General features: G+C 69.9%; 17 protein-coding genes and 2 tRNA genes. 6 read left to right on the top strand and 13 right to left on the bottom strand.

From position 1 onward, the window contains the following. The 4 genes from ACPT94_RS13645 to ACPT94_RS13630 form a co-directional block, all read right to left on the bottom strand. Window positions 1-72, bottom strand: a tRNA-Ser gene (locus ACPT94_RS13645). 5 nt (window positions 73-77) lie between these two features. Then, a tRNA-Tyr gene (locus ACPT94_RS13640) sits at window positions 78-149 on the bottom strand. A 249-nt stretch (window positions 150-398) separates the two neighbouring features. Then, the gene (locus tag ACPT94_RS13635) at window positions 399-1,748 is read right to left on the bottom strand and encodes an MFS transporter (protein WP_360351028.1); all 1,350 of its coding nucleotides are present in this window, start codon (window positions 1,746-1,748) and stop codon (window positions 399-401) included. Continuing rightward, window positions 1,745-2,407, bottom strand: a complete 663-nt coding sequence (locus ACPT94_RS13630) for a GntR family transcriptional regulator (protein WP_360351031.1) — start codon at window positions 2,405-2,407, stop codon at window positions 1,745-1,747. The genes ACPT94_RS13635 and ACPT94_RS13630 overlap by 4 nt, the downstream gene beginning before the upstream one ends. A 242-nt stretch (window positions 2,408-2,649) precedes the next feature. On the opposite strand from ACPT94_RS13630, the gene ACPT94_RS13625 reads away from it, so the two are divergent. After that, window positions 2,650-3,552, top strand: coding sequence for a D-alanyl-D-alanine carboxypeptidase family protein (locus tag ACPT94_RS13625; protein WP_360351034.1), 903 nt, complete (start codon window positions 2,650-2,652; stop codon window positions 3,550-3,552). Window positions 3,553-3,644: 92 nt separating this feature from the next. Here ACPT94_RS13625 and ACPT94_RS13620 read toward each other — a convergent pair whose 3' ends face one another. Next, window positions 3,645-4,469 (bottom strand): maleylpyruvate isomerase family mycothiol-dependent enzyme, encoded by an 825-nt coding sequence (locus tag ACPT94_RS13620; RefSeq protein WP_360351037.1) that lies wholly within the window; start codon window positions 4,467-4,469, stop codon window positions 3,645-3,647. A 221-nt stretch (window positions 4,470-4,690) separates the two neighbouring features. On the opposite strand from ACPT94_RS13620, the gene ACPT94_RS13615 reads away from it, so the two are divergent. After that, entirely contained in the window at window positions 4,691-5,512 is an 822-nt protein-coding gene (locus tag ACPT94_RS13615) for a carbon-nitrogen family hydrolase (protein ID WP_360351040.1), read from the top strand. Between the two features lie 23 nt (window positions 5,513-5,535). Here ACPT94_RS13615 and ACPT94_RS13610 read toward each other — a convergent pair whose 3' ends face one another. Continuing rightward, window positions 5,536-5,964 carry an SsgA family sporulation/cell division regulator gene (locus ACPT94_RS13610; RefSeq protein ID WP_425245926.1) on the bottom strand — a complete coding sequence of 143 codons (429 nt, stop codon included), beginning with the start codon at window positions 5,962-5,964 and terminating at the stop codon, window positions 5,536-5,538. A gap of 226 nt (window positions 5,965-6,190) precedes the next feature. Between ACPT94_RS13610 and ACPT94_RS13605 the strand changes: the two genes are divergently transcribed. After that, the gene (locus tag ACPT94_RS13605) at window positions 6,191-7,822 is read left to right on the top strand and encodes a sigma-70 family RNA polymerase sigma factor (RefSeq protein ID WP_425245925.1); all 1,632 of its coding nucleotides are present in this window, start codon (window positions 6,191-6,193) and stop codon (window positions 7,820-7,822) included. Here the strand turns inward: ACPT94_RS13605 and ACPT94_RS13600 are convergent. Both ACPT94_RS13600 and ACPT94_RS13595 read right to left on the bottom strand, forming a co-directional pair. Further along, window positions 7,819-8,313, bottom strand: coding sequence for an LURP-one-related/scramblase family protein (locus ACPT94_RS13600; protein WP_360351045.1), 495 nt, complete (start codon window positions 8,311-8,313; stop codon window positions 7,819-7,821). The two genes, ACPT94_RS13605 and ACPT94_RS13600, sit on opposite strands and share 4 nt — an antisense overlap. Continuing rightward, the gene (locus ACPT94_RS13595) at window positions 8,310-9,308 is read right to left on the bottom strand and encodes a GlxA family transcriptional regulator (protein WP_425245924.1); all 999 of its coding nucleotides are present in this window, start codon (window positions 9,306-9,308) and stop codon (window positions 8,310-8,312) included. The genes ACPT94_RS13600 and ACPT94_RS13595 overlap by 4 nt, the downstream gene beginning before the upstream one ends. Window positions 9,309-9,360: 52 nt before the next feature. Between ACPT94_RS13595 and ACPT94_RS13590 the strand changes: the two genes are divergently transcribed. Then, window positions 9,361-9,747 carry a cupin domain-containing protein gene (locus ACPT94_RS13590; RefSeq protein ID WP_360351051.1) on the top strand — a complete coding sequence of 129 codons (387 nt, stop codon included), beginning with the start codon at window positions 9,361-9,363 and terminating at the stop codon, window positions 9,745-9,747. A 29-nt stretch (window positions 9,748-9,776) separates the two neighbouring features. Here the strand turns inward: ACPT94_RS13590 and ACPT94_RS13585 are convergent, their stop codons facing one another. Continuing rightward, window positions 9,777-9,992: a hypothetical protein gene (locus ACPT94_RS13585; RefSeq protein WP_360351054.1), complete on the bottom strand. Its 216-nt coding sequence runs from the start codon at window positions 9,990-9,992 to the stop codon at window positions 9,777-9,779. 13 nt (window positions 9,993-10,005) lie between these two features. Beyond that, complete coding sequence (locus ACPT94_RS13580; RefSeq protein WP_360351057.1) at window positions 10,006-11,088, bottom strand: glycosyltransferase family 2 protein; 1,083 nt, start codon at window positions 11,086-11,088, stop codon at window positions 10,006-10,008. Window positions 11,089-11,488: 400 nt separating this feature from the next. Between ACPT94_RS13580 and ACPT94_RS13575 the strand changes: the two genes are divergently transcribed. Next, a complete protein-coding gene (locus tag ACPT94_RS13575; protein WP_425245923.1) occupies window positions 11,489-12,919 on the top strand; it encodes a cellulose binding domain-containing protein in 1,431 nt (476 codons plus the stop codon). Window positions 12,920-12,998: 79 nt separating this feature from the next. Here the strand turns inward: ACPT94_RS13575 and ACPT94_RS13570 are convergent, their stop codons facing one another. After that, window positions 12,999-13,250 (bottom strand): DUF6458 family protein, encoded by a 252-nt coding sequence (locus ACPT94_RS13570; RefSeq protein ID WP_360351063.1) that lies wholly within the window; start codon window positions 13,248-13,250, stop codon window positions 12,999-13,001. A 135-nt stretch (window positions 13,251-13,385) separates the two neighbouring features. Between ACPT94_RS13570 and ACPT94_RS13565 the strand changes: the two genes are divergently transcribed. After that, window positions 13,386-13,715: a hypothetical protein gene (locus ACPT94_RS13565; protein WP_425245922.1), complete on the top strand. Its 330-nt coding sequence runs from the start codon at window positions 13,386-13,388 to the stop codon at window positions 13,713-13,715. Window positions 13,716-13,729: 14 nt separating this feature from the next. Here the strand turns inward: ACPT94_RS13565 and ACPT94_RS13560 are convergent, their stop codons facing one another. Next, window positions 13,730-15,028, bottom strand: coding sequence for a M18 family aminopeptidase (locus ACPT94_RS13560; protein ID WP_360351069.1), 1,299 nt, complete (start codon window positions 15,026-15,028; stop codon window positions 13,730-13,732). Window positions 15,029-15,138: 110 nt separating this feature from the next. After that, a complete protein-coding gene (locus tag ACPT94_RS13555; RefSeq protein ID WP_360351071.1) occupies window positions 15,139-16,965 on the bottom strand; it encodes an acyl-CoA dehydrogenase in 1,827 nt (608 codons plus the stop codon). Window positions 16,966-17,082 lie beyond the last annotated feature (117 nt).

The raw sequence follows: 17,082 nt of genomic DNA, 5'->3' as shown, positions 1-17,082 counted from the left end.
CCGACGTGACGGGTTCCGCCCCCGTGCCCTCCGGGTCTCGAGCCCGGTGCTCTACTGCTGAGCTACACGTCGATGAGCCGACGTGGCGGGTGCCGCCCCCGCGCCCTCCGGGATTACAGCCCGGTGCTCTGCTGCTGAGCTACACGTCGATGGGTCCTGACGGTAGAGGCCGAACGGACGTGCGGACAACAGGGTTTCGGTGGCGCCCTGTGAGCCGGCGAGATCATCCCCTCCGGCGCCCCAGAACGAGGGCTGATGAAAGCTCGCAGTTCGGCGCCCTTTGTACGAGGGCCGGTGAAATCAGCCCGTCCGGCGATTGAGGACGAGGCCCGTTCAGGGCCGAAGCGGGGGTCCGGGGGCGGCAGCCCCCGGAGACGCCCGCATCAACACCGGCCACATCACACGGGAACGTGCACTGAAGACACCCGACTCGCGATCAACCGCTCCCGCTCCCGCCGGGCCGCCCGCCTCCGCAACCGCAGGATCTGACTCACCCCGAGCGCCTGCAGCACGAACACCGCGGAGAAGGCGATCCGATAGTCGTCCCCGGTCGCGTCCAGCAGCACGCCGATCGCGAAGAGCGTCGTCATGGAGGCGACGAAACCACCCATGTTGGTGATCCCGGAGGCGGTCCCCTGACGCTCGGGCGGATTGGCCGGCCGCGCGAAGTCGAAGCCGATCATCGAGGCGGGCCCGCAGGCACCGAGCACCGTGCACAGCACGACCAGCAGCCACATCGGCGCCCGTTCACCGGGATACGCCAGTACGGAAGCCCACAGCGCGGCCGTCGCCCCGACCGTCCCCAGCGCGAGCGGCAGCCGCGCACCGTGGTGCCGGGCGACGACCTGCCCGTACACCAGCCCGACGACCATGTTGGCCAGGACGACCAGCGTCAGCAGCTCCCCGGCCGTGGCCCGGCTGAGCCCCTGTGCCTCGACGAGGAACGGCATCCCCCACAGCAGCAGGAACACCATCGCCGGGAACTGGGTGGTGAAGTGCACCCACAGCCCCAGCCGCGTCCCCGGCTCCCGCCAGGAGGCGACGATCTGCCGCCGGACGTACGCGGCGCCCTGGTGCGGGAAGGGCTCGGGCTCGTGTCCCTCGGGGTGGTCCTTCAGGAACAGCAGAAGCAGCACCAGGACGACCACGCCCGCCATCGCGCTCCCGGCGAACGCGGCGGTCCACCCCACTCCGTGCAGCAAGCGCGCCAGGACCAGCGTGGAGACGAGGTTGCCCGCCATCCCCACCAGCCCCGCGAACTGCGCGACCATCGGCCCACGCCGGGCGGGGAACCACCGCGTCCCGAGCCGCAGCACGCTGATGAACGTCATCGCGTCCCCGCACCCGAGCAGCGCCCGCGAGGCGAGTGCCATGCCGTACGAGGGCGAGAACGCGAACCCGAGCTGGCCGGCGGTGAAGAGCACGACGCCGAGGCTCAGCACCTTCTTGGTGCCGAGCCGGTCGACCAGCAGGCCGACCGGTATCTGCATGCCCGCGTAGACCAGGAGCTGGAGGATGGAGAAGGTGGACAGGGCCGAGGCGTTCACCTGGAAGCGGTCGGCGGCGTCGAGGCCCGCCACCCCCAGCGACGTGCGGAAGATGACGGCGACGAAGTAGACGGAGACACCGATCCCCCAGACGGCGACAGCGCGCCGTCCGCCCGGCGGGTCACCCGGAAGGGTGGAGTTGCTCCCCGGACTTCCCGAACTCCCCGGCCTGTCCGGCCTCCCCGGCTTCCCCCGCGTCATCGGATCTCCCCCCGTGCCAGATGCGAGAACCAGCTGACATGCCGGTGGACGATCCCGACGGCCGCCTCCGCGTCACCGGAGCGCAAGGCCTCGAGGATCTCCTCGTGCTCGACGAGGGTCTTGGCGATCCGGTCGGGGTGGGAGTGCAGAACGGCGACGCCCATCCGCAGCTGCCGGTCGCGCAGTTGGTCGTAGAGCCGGGACAGGATCTCGTTCCCGCCGCTGCGGACGATCTCGGCGTGGAAGCAGCGGTCGGTGACGGCCGCCGCGGCCAGGTCACCGGCGGCGGCCTGCTCCTTCTGCCGTGCGAGCAGTTCCTCCAGCCGCTCGATGAGCCCCGGCGGTGCCGGTACGGCCTTGCGCGCCGCGTGCTCCTCCACCAGCAGCCGGGTCTCCACCACGTCCGCGATCTCCTGCGCGGACACCGGCAGGACCAGCGCGCCCTTCTTCGGGTAGAGCTTGATCAGCCCCTCCGTCTCGAGCCGCAGCAGCGCCTCGCGCACCGGAGTGCGGGAAACGCCGACCGCCTCGGCGAGCTCGCCCTCGGTGAGGAGTGTGCCGCCCTCGTAACGGCGGTCCAGGACACCCTGTTTGACGTGGGCGTAGACACGGTCGGTGGCGGGCGGCTGCTTGAGCGGGACGGGCGGGGCGGATGACATGTCCACAGGATAGATACAACACGTACGCATGGGTGCGGCGCGTCCACCATGCGGACCCCGAGGGGGCCGCCCGAGGGACGAGGATCACCGGCAGGAGGGACAGGAGAGGAGATTGAGAATTTCCTCGCAGCGGACGCACAACCTTCTGTGCTACTTACGTGTCACACACATGCGGCCCCATCTGCTTTCCCCTTCAACTCGGCCGCACCGTAGGGGCATTCGACGTAATCGGGGTATTTCAGTTGATAACCGCCATCAAGGGCTTCCGTGTCCGCAGGGCCGCCGCCGTCGCCGTGACGACTGGCGCAGTGCTCGTCACCGGTGCCCTCACCGCGGCGCCCGCCCAGGCTGTCACGGTGCCCACGATCACCGCCAAAAGCGGTTTCGTGATGAACGGCGCCACGGGCAAGGCGCTCTACGCCAAGTACGCCGACACCCGCCGGCTGACCGCCTCCACCACGAAGATCATGACCGCGAAGGTGGTGCTCTCCCAGGCGAACCTGAACCTGGACACCAAGGTCACGATCAAAAGGGACATCAGCAACTACATGGTCTCCGAGGGCTACCCCTCGTCGGCCAAGCTGATCGTCGGCGACAAGGTCACCGTCCGTCAGCTGCTGTACGGGATGATGCTGCCGTCCGGCTGTGACGCCGCGATGGCCCTCGCCGACAAGTTCGGAACCGGTACGACGGTCGCGGCCCGCACCAAGAACTTCATCGCCAAGATGAACACGATGGCCAAGAGCCTCGGTATGACGAACACGCACTTCGACTCGTTCGACGGTCTGAGCAACGGCTCCAACTACTCGACCGCGCGCGACCTGACCAAGCTCGCCAAGAGCGTGATGGCGAGCCCCACGTTCAAGTCCGTCGTGAAGACCAAGGCGTACACGGCCAAGACCATCACCGCGAGCGGTTCCACCCGCACGATGGCCACCTGGACCAACACCAACACCCTGCTCGGCTGGAACGGCACGCTCGGCATCAAGACCGGCTCCGGCCCGGACGCCAAGTACTGCCTCGTCTTCGCCGCCACGCTCAACGGCAAGTCGGTCATGGGCACCGTCCTCACCTCCTCCTCGGCGGCCAACCGCACGACGGACGTGAAGAAGCTCATCAACTTCGGCTACGCGAGCATCGCCTGACACCGGCGCATCTCATGGAACGGGCCCGTCGTAACGCTCACGACGGGCCCGTTCCGTAGCGGTAAGTCCTGGTTCGTCACCAGTTGCGCGCCCTACTTCGTCACCGCGAAGTTCCGCAGGATCGCCGCCGTCAGCTCGGGCTCCCCCTCCGCCTTCACCCGGTCCGCGACCGCCTCCGGCGTGACGCGGCCGCAGGCGAGGCGGACGTACGTCTCCCAGTCGAGTGTGAAGGCGGCGGCCGGGCCGAGGGCGGGGGCCGTTTCGAGGGTGCCGCGGCCCTGGATGTCGACGCGGATCGTGCGCAGGAACTCGACGGGCCCGTGGACGTCGAAGACGACCGCGGAGCTGCGCGGGGCATCGGCCTTCTCGGCGACGACGGCGGGCAGTTCGGCGAGGAGGACGTCCCGGGCGACGTGCGCGCCGGGGGAGTCGAGGTTGCCGGGGCGGCCGAGGGCGGCGCGCAGGTCCTGCTCGTGCACCCACACGTTGAACGCGTGGTTGCGCATGGACTCTTCCAGGGTGAGCTCGGTGCTGAGGGGGCCGCGCACCTTCGCTCCGGGATCGCGCGACTCGTTGCGCAGCTGGCGGTTGCGGCGGATGATCGTGTACTCCAGCTCGGACGTCATCTCCGGCGCCGTGTGGTGACGGCGGACGTCGACCTGGACCTCTATGTAGCGCTGGAGGTCGGTGGCGACGTGGAAGAGGTCGCGCGGGAGGGAGTGGATGGGGCGCGGGTCGCCGTACATCTCGCAGTCCAGCCCGATGACGTGCGACACGATGTCGCGCACCGACCAGCCCGGGCAGGGGGTCCGGCGGTTCCAGTCCGCCTCCACCAGTGGCTGCACCAGCTCGGATATCGCTTCGATGGAGTGGGTCCAGGCGTCGGCGTAGGGCTGGAGGGTGGGATGCAGACTCACGGAACGGGACCCCTCGGCGGTCGGTACACGGGCGGGCAGGTGGTGGCGGCGTTGCCAGCGGGAGGTGGCTGTCGGCGGGTGTCGTGAAACTCCCCCGATTATCGACTGCGCTCGAACCCGGGGGGACCCCCAAGTTACGCTGCTGCGAGGCACCCCGGCAGTGCTTTCGTGTGACGATCGTAGGCCTGTGTGGACGACTCGAATGCCAGGACGGTGGTAGTGTGCGCGCCTCGCTGATCCAGATTGCCGTGGAAGAGGGCGAATCGGTAGAAGCGCGGCGCTTGCGGGTCGCCTCGCTCGTGCGGGAACAGGCCGGTTCCGCCGACCTCGTGGTGCTGCCGGAGCTGTGGACGACCGGGGCGTTCGCCTACGAGGAGTTCGGCGGCGAGGCCGAGCCGCTGGAAGGACCCACCTACGAGGCCATGGCCAAGGCCGCGAGCGACGCGGGCGTATGGCTGCACGCGGGCTCGATCCCCGAACGCGCGGCATCCGACAGCGGCTCCGCCGCGGGTGACGGACCCCTCTACAACACGTCTCTCGTCTTCTCCCCCTCCGGTGAGCTGGCCGCCGCCTACCGCAAGATCCACCGCTTCGGCTTCGACAAGGGTGAGGCCGTCCTGATGGCCGCGGGGCGCGAACTGGTGACGGTACGGCTCCCCGGTACGACCCTCGGTGTGGCCACCTGCTACGACCTCCGTTTCCCCGAACTCTTCCGCGGCCTCGTCGACGCGGGCGCCGAGACCCTGGTCGTCCCGGCGGGCTGGCCGGAGCGCCGCCGGGCGCACTGGACGCTGCTGGCCCAGGCGCGGGCGGTCGAGAACCAGGCGTTCGTGCTCGCGTGTGGAACGGCCGGGACGCACGCGGGAGTTCCGCAGGCGGGTCACTCGATCGTGGTGGATCCGTGGGGCGAGGTGCTCGCGGAGGCCGGTTCGGGCGAGGAGGTCCTCACGGTGGACTTCGACCCGGCGAAGGTCGCGACGACCCGGGAGCAGTTCCCGGCCCTGAAGGACCGCGTGCTGGGGCTCCAGCCGCCTCGGCGCTGAGCGTCCCCCGCCGGCGGCGCGGCTCACACGCCGTCGAGCAGCGCGGTGAGGCCCCGGTCGAGGGCCGGGCCGGAGAACTCGCCGCCCGGTTCGGTCACGGTGTACGACCGCAGCAGGAAGCGGTGGAGCGCGGCGGAGTCGAAGCGGATCATGGCCACGCCCTGCGCCGCGTGGAGCTCCACGATCGTGTGGCAGGGCCCGCACGGCCAGACGTGCACGGCGCCCACCCCGGAGGGGGCGCCCAGCCCCTCCTCCAGGAGTGTCCGGGCGAAGGTCCAGGTCGCCGGCTCGCCGTCGAGCGTGGCGCAGCCCGGGAACACGAACTGCACGGCGAGCGGGTCGTCGGACGTGTAGCGAAGGGTCACGGGCAGCGCGAGCTCCTGGTCGCGGGTGATCAGGCGGGCGCCCAGGGGCTGGTCCAGGGTGATGTGCACGGTCCGTCTCCGATTCATGTGCCGGTACGCCTTCTCGACCGTGCGGAGGGCCGCGCATTACGCGACCGGCGAAGGCGATCGGTGTGACCTGAGTCACCTTGCGGTGCTGTCGGAACTGTAGTTGAAATTTTTGTCATCTACGCTGACAAACCCGTACCCCGCCCTTACCGTCTCCCCGCCCTTACCGTCTCCCCGCAGTCCCCGTCCCTCCCCGTCCTTCGCAGGCAACTGGAGCGTTGCTGCCATGAACGATGGTTCCACCCCCGGTTCCACCGCCGAGTACGCCCGGATCTACGAGGAGCAGCAGCCTCGTCTCGTCGCGTACGCGCGCTCGCTCACCAGGAACGCCTGGGTCGCCGAGGACCTCGTCGCCGAGGCGCACTTCCGGGTGTGGCGGAGGCTGTCCGCGGGGCACGAGATCGACAACGTACCCGCGTACCTGATGACGACGGTCCGGCATCTCGCGATCGCCGCCGGGAGCGCCGCCCGGGAGACGCCGCGGGATCCGCAGACCGACGAGCGGGCCGAGGCCGACGCGCACCGGGACGACCCCGCCGAGCAGGTGTCCTCCGTCGATCTGCTGATGCGGGTGCTGGGCCAGCTCCCCGAGCGCTGGGTGAAGGCGCTGTGGCTGGCCGAGGCGGAGGGCCAGCCGCTGGCGGCGATCGGCCCCCAGCTCGGCACCAAGCAGGGCGCGACGGCGGTCCTGCTGCACCGGGCCCGCGAGGGCATGCGGCAGGCCTACCTCAGCACCCAGACCGGTGTCCCCGACGACCCCGCCTGCCAGGTGCACTGTGCCCGCATGCCGGCGTACGTGCGCGGCGCGGCGACGGCACGGCAGTCGGAGCGGCTGCTCGGCCATGTGGACGCGTGCGACGACTGCCGTCAGCGGCTCACGGTCCTGATGCGGGCCAACAACCGGCTGCCCGCGCTCGTCGGCCCGGCCCTGCTGGTGTTCGCGCTGGGCGGTGCGGGGCGGTTCCTGCTGTCGTTCACGGCCGGGTCCGCCGGTGCGGTGACCGGGGCGACCTGGACGGGCGGGCACGGCGGCGGCCTGCTGCACGGGGCGCGCCACGCCGCCACCGGTGGCGCGAAGACGCCGCTCGCGGTCGCCGCGGGCGCGGCTGTGGCGGGCACCGTGGCGATCTGCCTCGCCCTCGGCTCGGCCGACGCCTCACCCGAGGCGCCGCAGCGGGTGCCGGTCGCTCAGGCGCCGGTGGCCGAGGTTCCCGTGGACCGGGCGCCGGTGGCGCAACCGCGGAAGGACGGCGCCGGCACCGAGGAGCCCGGGACCGGCAGGGCGGATGCCGAGCAGATCCGCACGGACGCCGGCACAGCCGTATCCCCCGGTACGCCGACGACACCCGTGACCCCCGAGCCGGCGAGCGGCGCCGGCGGGAGGGGAACGACGGTTGAGGACGTGACCCGGAGACCGGCGGACGAGGCTCCGGAATCGGACGGTCCGGACCCGCAGGCCCCAGGAACGCACCCGAAGCCGACGGCACCCTCGGACACCCCCGGTACGCACACCCCCGGTTCAGGGACGGACCACCCGAAAACGGATGACCCGGCGACCGGGACCCCGACCGAACCTCCCGCGCAAGCCCCGGACCCGGAAACCCCCACCCCTCCGAAGGAGGACGCCCCGGCACCGTCCGAGCCGAACCCCGAGGACCCGGGGGACCCCGGGGAACCCGAAGGCGACTGCTGGGACGGCCACGGCCGGACTCACGACGTCCCCCACGGCCGGACCCATGAATCCCCCCATGGGCGGACTCACGAAGCCCCCCACGGCCGGACCCATGAATCCCCCCATGGGCGGACTCACGAAGCCCCCCACGGCCGTACTCCCCGCACGCCTTCCGGCAGGGCCTAGCCCTCCCGCTCCTTCTCCGCCAGGTGGATCACGCACACCGTCACCGCGATCAGCAGCGCCGGATCCGCGTCCTCGCGTACGACGTCGACGCCGTACGTCTCCCGCACGTGCAGCCACCGCCGGGAGACGACGGCCAGCAGCTCGCCGTCGTACTCGACGGCGAACTCCCGGTCGAGGATCTTCCCGCTGACGTCGAGCTCGGTGCGGCCGTCCGCTAGGGACACCCGGTAGTGGTTGCGCAGGAGCGACAGCCGTTTGCGGCGGATCGTCGCCAGGGGCTCGCCGTCCCGTTCGATCACCATTGTGTCCCGCAGGGCGAACATCTTCTGGCGGATGTCGATCAGGACCCGCCCTCGGGTGTCCTTCAGCTCGAAGGTGTCCCGCAGCCGGATCGCCTTGCCGTCGACGAGGTAGACCCTGTTCCCCCGGTCGTCCTCGATCCAGTAGTCGTCACCGAAGGCGAGGAGCCGGTCGCGTACGAGGTATCTCATACGGTCAGCGCTTCCCCGGCGGCCGGTCCGAAACGCCGCCGGTAGGCCGACGGACTGAGTCCCGTCTCGCGTCGCAGCCGCGCCCGCAGGTTGGCGGCCGTCCCCAGGCCGCTCCGGGCCGCCACCACGTCCAGGCGCTCCTCCCCGCGTTCGATCAGCCGGCAGGCGAGCGCCACGCGTTCCCCCGTGAGCCAGGCGAGCGGGGTCGTGCCGAGCTGCGCGCGGAAGCGGCGGTGCAGCGTGGCGGGGCTGACCGCGGCCCGCGCCGCCAGGTCCGCCACCGTCAGGGCCTCTCCCAGCCGCTCCTGCGCCCAGGCCAGCAGTGGGGCGAGCGACTCGTCGGGCACCTCCGGCACCGGCCGCTCCACGAACTGCCGCTGACCGCCGTCACGGTGGGCGGCGAACAGCAGCCGCCGGGAGACGGCGTTGGCGATCTCGGCGCCGTGGTCGCGCCGTACGAGGTACAGACCCAGGTCGAGCGCGGCCGCGCTGCCCGCGGCGGTCAGCAGGTCGCCCTCGTCGACGAAGAGCACGTCGGACTCGAGCCGCACCTTCGGGTGCAGCTCACGGAAGGCGTCGGCCCACATCCAGTGCGTGGTGGCGCGCCGTCCGTCGAGCAGTCCGGCCTCGGCGAGCGCGAAGGTGCCCGTGCAGAAACTCATGACGCGGGCCCCGCGCGCGTGGGTGCGCCGGATGGCGTCCAGGACGTCGTCGCCGCGCGGGACGACGTTGTCGGGCCGGCCGGGCACGACGAGGGTGTCCGCCGTGTCGACGGCTTCCAGCCCGGCCGTGCCGGTCATCGTGAAGAAGCCGTGATTCATCCGCACCGCGCGCGTGGGCGTGCACAGTGTCACCCGGTAGAGCGGCTCCGGCCGTCCGAGCTCCGGGCGGGGCAGCCCGAACAGTTCGGTGGCGACCCCGACCTCGAAGGGGTTGGTGCCCTCGTCGACGATCACGGCGACCTTGTGCGAACGGTGCGAGGATCCTTGCGGCATGTGCGATTTCTAGCACTCGTGCGGTGAGCGGGGCAGCCCGGACGATGTCCCCATGGAACCGATCTCGCTGTCCACCGCGCTCGCCTCCTTCACCGAGCAGTGGAGCCCCCGCATCGTCACCACCGTCAACGACTACGACGTCCGCGTCGCCAAGCTGGAGGGCGAGCACCTCTGGCACGTCCACGACCACACCGACGAGTTCTTCCTCGTCCTGAACGGCGAACTGCACATCGCCCTGCGTGAGCCGGCCGGCGAGCGCACGGTCGTCCTGCCCAGGGGCAGCGTCTTCACGGTCCCGCGCGGCACCGAACACAAGCCGTACGCCCCCGCACCCACCGAGATCCTCGTCTTCGAACCCACCGGCACGTCCACCGTCGGCGACCGCCACGACGAGGTCCCGGCCCACGTGGACGCGACGACGGGGCACGCGCTGGCCTGATCCGGCGGAGAGAGAGGACGAGGAGCCCGTCAGCCCGGAGTGACGCTCCTGGACCTGATCCGTCCGTTGGCCGCGCGGCGGTCCATGCGACGGCGTCTGAGGGACGCCATGTAGGTGACGAGGGACACGGCGACGACCGTGACGGTGATGCCGAGCGTCATCTGGTCGACCGTCACCACCCTGGTCACCGCGAAGGCGATACCCGCGAGCACCGCACACGCCCCCAGGCCCTTGAGGGTGTTCATCTCTCTCCCCGATCTACTTCCACGCGGCCACGCGGGTCACGTACGACTTCACGACGGACGACAGGAGCCAGTACGCCCGCACGACCGTGTACACCAGCTCCGGAATCAGCAGGGCTTCGACGAGCATCGCCTTCCAGCCGAGGTTCCGTACGCGCAGGGCGGGATAGACGATCCAGAAGGCGAAGAGCGCCCACAGGAACGGCTGGTGGTAGAAGCCGTACTCGGCGAGCAGCACGAGTTGCCGCGAACCCCAGCCCAGGATGTAGGCGAAGCCCACGAACCCCAGGACCATGGTGGTGATGGAGTGCCAGGTGAACTTCGTCCAGCCTCGGCGGCGCAGGGTGTCCACGGTGCCGCGGCTCCACCGTTCGCGCTGCTGGATCAGCTCGCGCAGCGTGGGCATGAGGTCGGTGTAGGCGATGCAGAGCTCGTTGGCCGTCACCTTCCAGCCGGACTCCTTCAGGGCCAGCGTGGTCTCGTAGTCCTCCACGAGGTTCCTGTGGTCCTCCCAGAAGACCTCGCCACGCCAGTCGATCAGACCCTGCAGGGCCTCGGCCCGGTAGAAGGAGCCGGCCCCCGACATGGTGTGGACGTCCCGGCGGAAACGCGCGTTCGCGGCCCGGCCGTACTCGATGATCTGCATGCCGAGCAGGAACCGCTGCCAGGGGTTGCGCCACAGGTCGGTACGGCCGAGACAGGCGGCGCTGACACCGCCGATCTCGGGGTCGGAGGCGATGACGTTGCGGGCCCGCTCGATGAACCTCGGGTGCAGTTCGGTGTCGGCGTCCATGACCAGGACGTGCCGCACCCGGTTGTTCAGCCGTCCGCCGACGGCCTCCCTGAGCCAGCGCAGGCCGAAGTTGAGGGCGCCCGCCTTCTTGTGCGGGTTGTCGTGGAAGGTCAGGACGACCGTCGGCGGTGAGTGCTCGTCGGCGGCGAACCGCTGCGCGAATTCCTCGGTGCGGTCGGTCGAGTTGTTGACCACCACGACGATGAGGTCGGGCCGTCTGGTCTGACCGGCCAGGGACTCCAGCGAGGTGAGGACTCCGACCTCCTCGTTCCGCGCGGGAACGAGCACGACGGTCTCGTAGACCACCTCGTTCGACGTGTCGACGTGCGCGACGCGGCTTCGTCGGTGCCTGCTCCGCGATGCGCGCCGCGATTCGACACGCTCACGGCGCGCCGTTGTACCGGCCACTGCCAGCTACCCCCACCAGGTTCCTTCACACAGCGCCCCTCCGCTGTGTTCATGGCGTGAAATCGCCCCCCGAAAAATACCGCACAGGAGTCCTGACAATTCCTCACCTGGTTGAACCGCATACGAACATCTGACGCCCTGTTTACCTGAGAAAGGGGGGATAATTCGGGCGATGGGATCCATAAGGTGCGACAGGCGACACTAGGTGACAGTGAGGAAAACCACACCAGCCTGGAGCGTTTGGTGGACTATGCCTACGATGCTCGGCGATGATCAGCCATGACTTCGGGGAGCTTTCGTGAGCCACCGCCGCAAATCCTCCCACCGAGCACGCAATGCCCTCATATTCGTACTCTCCCTGGGAATTCTCGCTGCGGGCGGCACCGTCCTCTACAGGTGGTGGCGGTCCACGGATCAGGCTCCCCTGCTCACGGTCCGCTACCGGACCGGCGCCCCGGCCACGACCGCGGTGGCGAAGCCATGGCTGGAAATCATCAACACGTCCGGGAAGACCGTGGACCTGAGCGACGTGACGCTGCGGTACTACTACACGGCGGACGGCGCGTCCGCGTACGGCTCCAACTGCGTACAGACCGCGCTCGGTTGCACCAACGTCACCCAGCGGACCGGCCCGGCGGACGATCCGGCCCCGAAGGCCGACCACTACCTCCAGATCGGCTTCACGGCCCAGGCGGGCAGCCTGGCCCCCGGCAAGACCAGCCAGGGCATCGGGCTCCAGCTCTACCGCGTCGACCACGAGAAGCTGAACCAGGCGGACGACCGCTCGTTCGACGCCGAGGACACCACGTACACACCGTCGAAGCTCGTGACCGCCTACCTGGGCGGCGCACTGGTCTGGGGAGAGGAGCCGAACGGCGTCACCCCGCCGCCCACCCCTGCCGCCACCCCCTCATCCGGGCCGGCCGCGGCCGCGCCGCCCAAGGGCGTCCTCTTCGACGACTTCGACTACACCGGTCCCGACGACCCCGCGCTGGCCGCCAACGGCTGGCAGGTCCGCAGCGGCGAAGGCGGCCCGGGAATCAAGGACACCTGGTCGGCGGACGGCGTCAGCTTCCCCGCCGCCAAGGACGGCACGGCGGGTCAGACCCTCCGGCTGCGGGCCGGCACCGACGGGACCGCGCCGGGTACCCGGCAGTCCGAGTTCCACAGCACCCGGCCGGTCTTCTTCACCGGCACCCTCGTCGCCCGCGTGCACTTCAGCGACGAGCCGGCGAGCGGCAGCGACGGCGACCACGTCTCCGAGTCCTTCTTCACCATCTCGCCCGACCACGCGTCGCCGAAGTACAGCGAACTCGACTACGAGTACATGCCCAACGGCGGATGGGGACGGCTGGGGCCCCGGCTCGACACCACGAGCTGGCGCAGCAGCGAGCGCGGGGACCGGGTCACCAGCACCCACGTGACGAAGCTGGGCGGCTGGCACACCATGGTGATCACCGCGCTGGACGGCAGAACCACCTACTCCGTGGATGGCGAGAAGCTGTTCACCAGCGACCGGGACTACTCCCCGCGCGAGCCCATGAGCATCAACTTCAGCACGTGGTTCATCGACCTGCCCTTCAAGGGGGCGCCGCGCACCTGGGACATGAGCGTCGACTGGCTCTACTACCAGGCCGACGCGGCCGTACCCGTGAAGGACGTCCAGAAGGCCGTGGCGGGCCTCACCGCCGACGGGACCCACTACGTGGACACCCTGCCCAAGACCTGAGACTGTCGGACCCACGGCCCGCCGGCCTCGGCCTGGGCCCCGCCGACGTGCGAGCCCGTGGAGCTGAGCCAGACCTGTCCTAGATGCCGTACCCGTCGCTGTATCCGCCGCGGTGGTGGTGGCGCTCCTCCTCGACGACGGTCGTCGACGCCGGAGGCACCACCACCCGGCGGCGCCGGGCGATGCTGCTGAAGGTCGTCACGCCGATCAGGCCGACGATCATCAGGATGATTCCGACCAGGTCGAGGTTGACCCCCTGCATGTCCCAGTCGGTCGCGAACGTGAGGATGGCTCCCACGGCGATGAGAATGATGCACCCGCCGAGGCCCATGAGTGTCGCCTCCCCTTCCGGTGTACCGGTCGTTCCGGTCCGTGACTGCGGGTACCCGGGCGGTCCACGACCACACCTCACGGATGGTGTTGGTTGTATGACTCTGCGTAATCGAGCTCGGTTACGCTAGGCCGTATGAGTGAGACGGAAGAACTTCGCCGCCGCATCGACGCCCTGGAGGCGGAGACGGACGCTCTGCGGGAGCAGATCACGACGACGCGGGCGGTCGTTGCCGTGTACGACCGCGACGTGGCGGAGTTCAGGACCGAGCTGCGGGCACATGGGCGGGTGCTTCAGGTGCTGCGGGAGACCCAGATCGAGCAGGGGCAGGACATCGCGCAGCTGCGTACCGCGATGAGCAACGGCTTCGCCGAGGCCGACGAGAAGTTCGCGCTCGTCCTTGCCGGAATCCAGGCCATCGCCGATCGTCTTCCCGAGGCGCCCGCAGACGCCTCGGGAAGCTGACCGGGGCGCGGACGTCAGCCCTCCAGGAACGCCACCAGCGCGTTCGCCAGCAGGTACGGGTCGTCCGCGCCGCTCAGTTCCCGGGCGCTGTGCATCGACAGGATGGCGACGCCGATGTCGACGGTCCGGATGCCGTGGCGGGCCGCGGTGATCGGGCCGATCGTCGTGCCGCAGGGCATGGAGTTGTTGGAGACGAAGGACTGGAAGGGCACGCCCGCCTTCTCGCAGGCGGCGGCGAAGACTGCCCGGCCCGAACCGTCCGTGGCGTAGCGGTTGTTGACGTTGACCTTGAGGATGGGGCCGCCGTTGACGCGGGGGTGGTGCGTCGGGTCGTGCCGCTCCGCGTAGTTGGGGTGGACGGCGTGACCGGTGTCGGAGGAGAGGCAGACGGTGCCGGCGAAGGCCCGCGCCCGGTCCTCGTACGACCCCCCGCGCGCGAACACCGAACGCTCCAGCACGCTGCCCAGCAGCGGCCCGTCCGCGCCGGTGTCCGACTGCGAGCCGTTCTCCTCGTGGTCGAAGGCGGCGAGCACCGGGATGTACGGCAGGTCCGCACCGCTCGTCGCCACGGCCGCCAGCGCCGCCGTACCGGCGTGCACGGACAGCAGGTTGTCCATGCGCGGGCCCGCCAGCAGCTCCTGGTCGCGGCCCAGGTAGGCGGGCGGCTCGACGGAGTGCGTCATCAGGTCCCAGCCGGTGACCTCGCCCGCGGGCAGCCCGGACTCCTCCTCCAGGAAGGCGATCAGGTCGCCGTCGCGGACGTCGTTGCCCAGACCCCAGACCGGCTGGAGGTGGCGCTGCTTGTCGAGCTTGAGGCCCTCCGACGACACGGAACGGTCCAGGTGGATGGCGAGCTGCGGCACCCGCAGCAGCGGCCGGGCCACGTCGACGAGGCGGGTGGAGCCGTCGCGCAGGGTGAGACGGCCGGCGAGGCCCAGGTCGCGGTCGAGCCAGGAGTTGAGCAGCGGCCCGCCGTAGATCTCCACGGCGACCTGGCGCCAGCCGTGCGCGCCGGTGTCGGGCAGCGGCTTGACGCGCAGGTTGGGGGAGTCGGTGTGCGCGCCGATGATCCGGAAGGGGGTGTGCGGGGTCGCGCCCTCGGGGACGTACCAGGCCACGATCGCGCCGCCGCGCAGCACGTACCGGCCGCCGCTGCCCGCGTCCCAGGCATCCGTCTCCGCGACCTGACGGAAGCCGGCCTTCTCCAGCCGTTCGGCGACGTTCGCCACGGCGTGGTAGGGCGACGGACTCGCCGCCAGGAAGGACATGAGGTCGTCGGTGTGGCCGCGGTCGAAGCGGGGGGGTTCGCTCATGGGGTTCACCTTAACGACGTACGAAAGCCCGCTCCCGGTGATGGGAGCGGGCCTTCGTGAGGGCGGCGTGGAGTTTCTCTCAGCTGTACGGGTGTGTCCGCAAACGCGTCCTAGAACGCGGCCTCGTCCAGCTCCATCAGGTCGAGTTCGACGCCCTCGGCGACCTTGCGGGCCAGGGTGACGCCGGGCAGGACGTTGGCGGCGAAGAACTTCGCCGCGGCGATCTTGCCGGTGTAGAAGGCCTTGTCCTTGGCGGAGGCGGTCTCCAGCTTCTCGGCGGCGATCGCGGCACCCTTGAGGAGCAGGTAGCCGACGACGACGTCACCGGAGGCCAGCAGCAGGCGGGTGGTGTTGAGGCCCACCTTGTAGATGTTCTTGACGTCCTGCTCGGTGGCCGCGAGGTCGGTCAGCATCAGACCGACGATGGCCTCGAGCTCCACGGCCGCCTTGGCGAGGTGCTCGCGGGCCGAGGACAGCTCCTCGCCGCCGGTGCCCAGCGCCAGGAACTTCTTGATGTCCTCGGCGAGGGAGTTCAGGGCCGCGCCCTGGTTGCGGACGATCTTCCGGAAGAAGAAGTCCTGGCCCTGGATCGCGGTGGTGCCCTCGTACAGGGTGTCGATCTTGGCGTCGCGGATGTACTGCTCGATCGGGTACTCCTGCAGGAAGCCGGAGCCGCCGAAGGTCTGCAGCGACTGGGCGAGCTGCTCGTAGCCCTTCTCGGAGCCGTAGCCCTTGACGATCGGCAGGAGCAGGTCGTTGAGCGCGTGCTCGGCCTTGGCGTCCTCGCCGGCGGCCTCCTTCACGGCGATCGCGTCCTGGACCGACGCCGTGTAGAGGACCAGGGCGCGCATGCCCTCGGCGTACGCCTTCTGCGTGATCAGCGAGCGGCGCACGTCGGGGTGGTGGGTGATGGTGACCTTGGGCGCGGTCTTGTCCATGAAGTTCGCGAGGTCCGGCCCCTGGACGCGCTCCTTGGCGTACTCCAGCGCGTTGAGGTAGCCGGTCGACAGGGTCGAGATCGCCTTCGTGCCGACCATCATGCGGGCGAACTCGATGATGCGGAACATCTGGCGGATGCCGTCGTGCTTGTCGCCGATCAGCCAGCCCTTGGCGGGGTGGCGGTCGCCGAAGGTCATCTCGCAGGTGTTGGAGGCCTTCAGGCCCATCTTGTGCTCGACGTTGGTGGCGTAGGCGCCGTTGCGCTCGCCCAGCTCGCCGGTCTCGAAGTCGAACAGGTACTTCGGGACGAGGAAGAGGGACAGGCCCTTGGTGCCGGGGCCGGCACCCTCGGGGCGGGCCAGCACGTAGTGGAGGATGTTCTCCGACATGTCGTGCTCACCGGACGTGATGAACCGCTTCACGCCCTCGATGTGCCAGGAGCCGTCCTCCTGCTGGACCGCCTTCGTGCGTCCGGCGCCCACGTCGGAACCCGCGTCGGGCTCGGTGAGGACCATCGTCGAGCCCCACTGCTTCTCGACGGCGATCTGCGCGATCTTCTTCTGGACCTCGTTGCCCTCGTCGAAGAGGATGCCGGCGAACGCCGGGCCCGAGGAGTACATCCACACGGCCGGGTTGGCGCCCAGGATCAGCTCGGCGTACGCCCAGATCAGGGACGGCGGGGCGGTGGTGCCGCCGATCTCCTCGGGCAGGCCCAGACGCCAGTACTCGGAGTCCATGAAGGCCTGGTAGCTCTTCTTGAAGGAGGCCGGGACCGGCGCGGTGTTGGTCTCCGGGTCGAAGACCGGGGGGTTGCGGTCGGCGTCGGTGAAGGACTCCGCGAGCTCGTTCTCCGAGAGGCGGGTCAGCTCCTCGAGGATGCTCTTCGCGGTCTCGGTGTCCATCTCCTCGAACGGGCCGGTGCCGTACAGCTTGTCGCGTCCCAGTACTTCGAAGAGGTTGAACTCGATGTCGCGGAGATTCGACTTGTAGTGCCCCATGGCGACGGCTCCCGGCTCCGTAGAGAGATCGGCGAGGCACTGGATCCTCGCGCTAGTTCACGTACCAACAAGTAGCTACGATGATGCTACCCGCCAGTAATAAGACGCAACCCCGAG

This window comes from Streptomyces aurantiaciflavus (assembly GCF_049808595.1).
GTDB lineage: Bacteria > Actinomycetota > Actinomycetes > Streptomycetales > Streptomycetaceae > Streptomyces.
The sequence above is the reverse complement of the archived record's forward strand: the minus strand, read 5'-3'. Positions and strand labels throughout refer to the sequence as shown.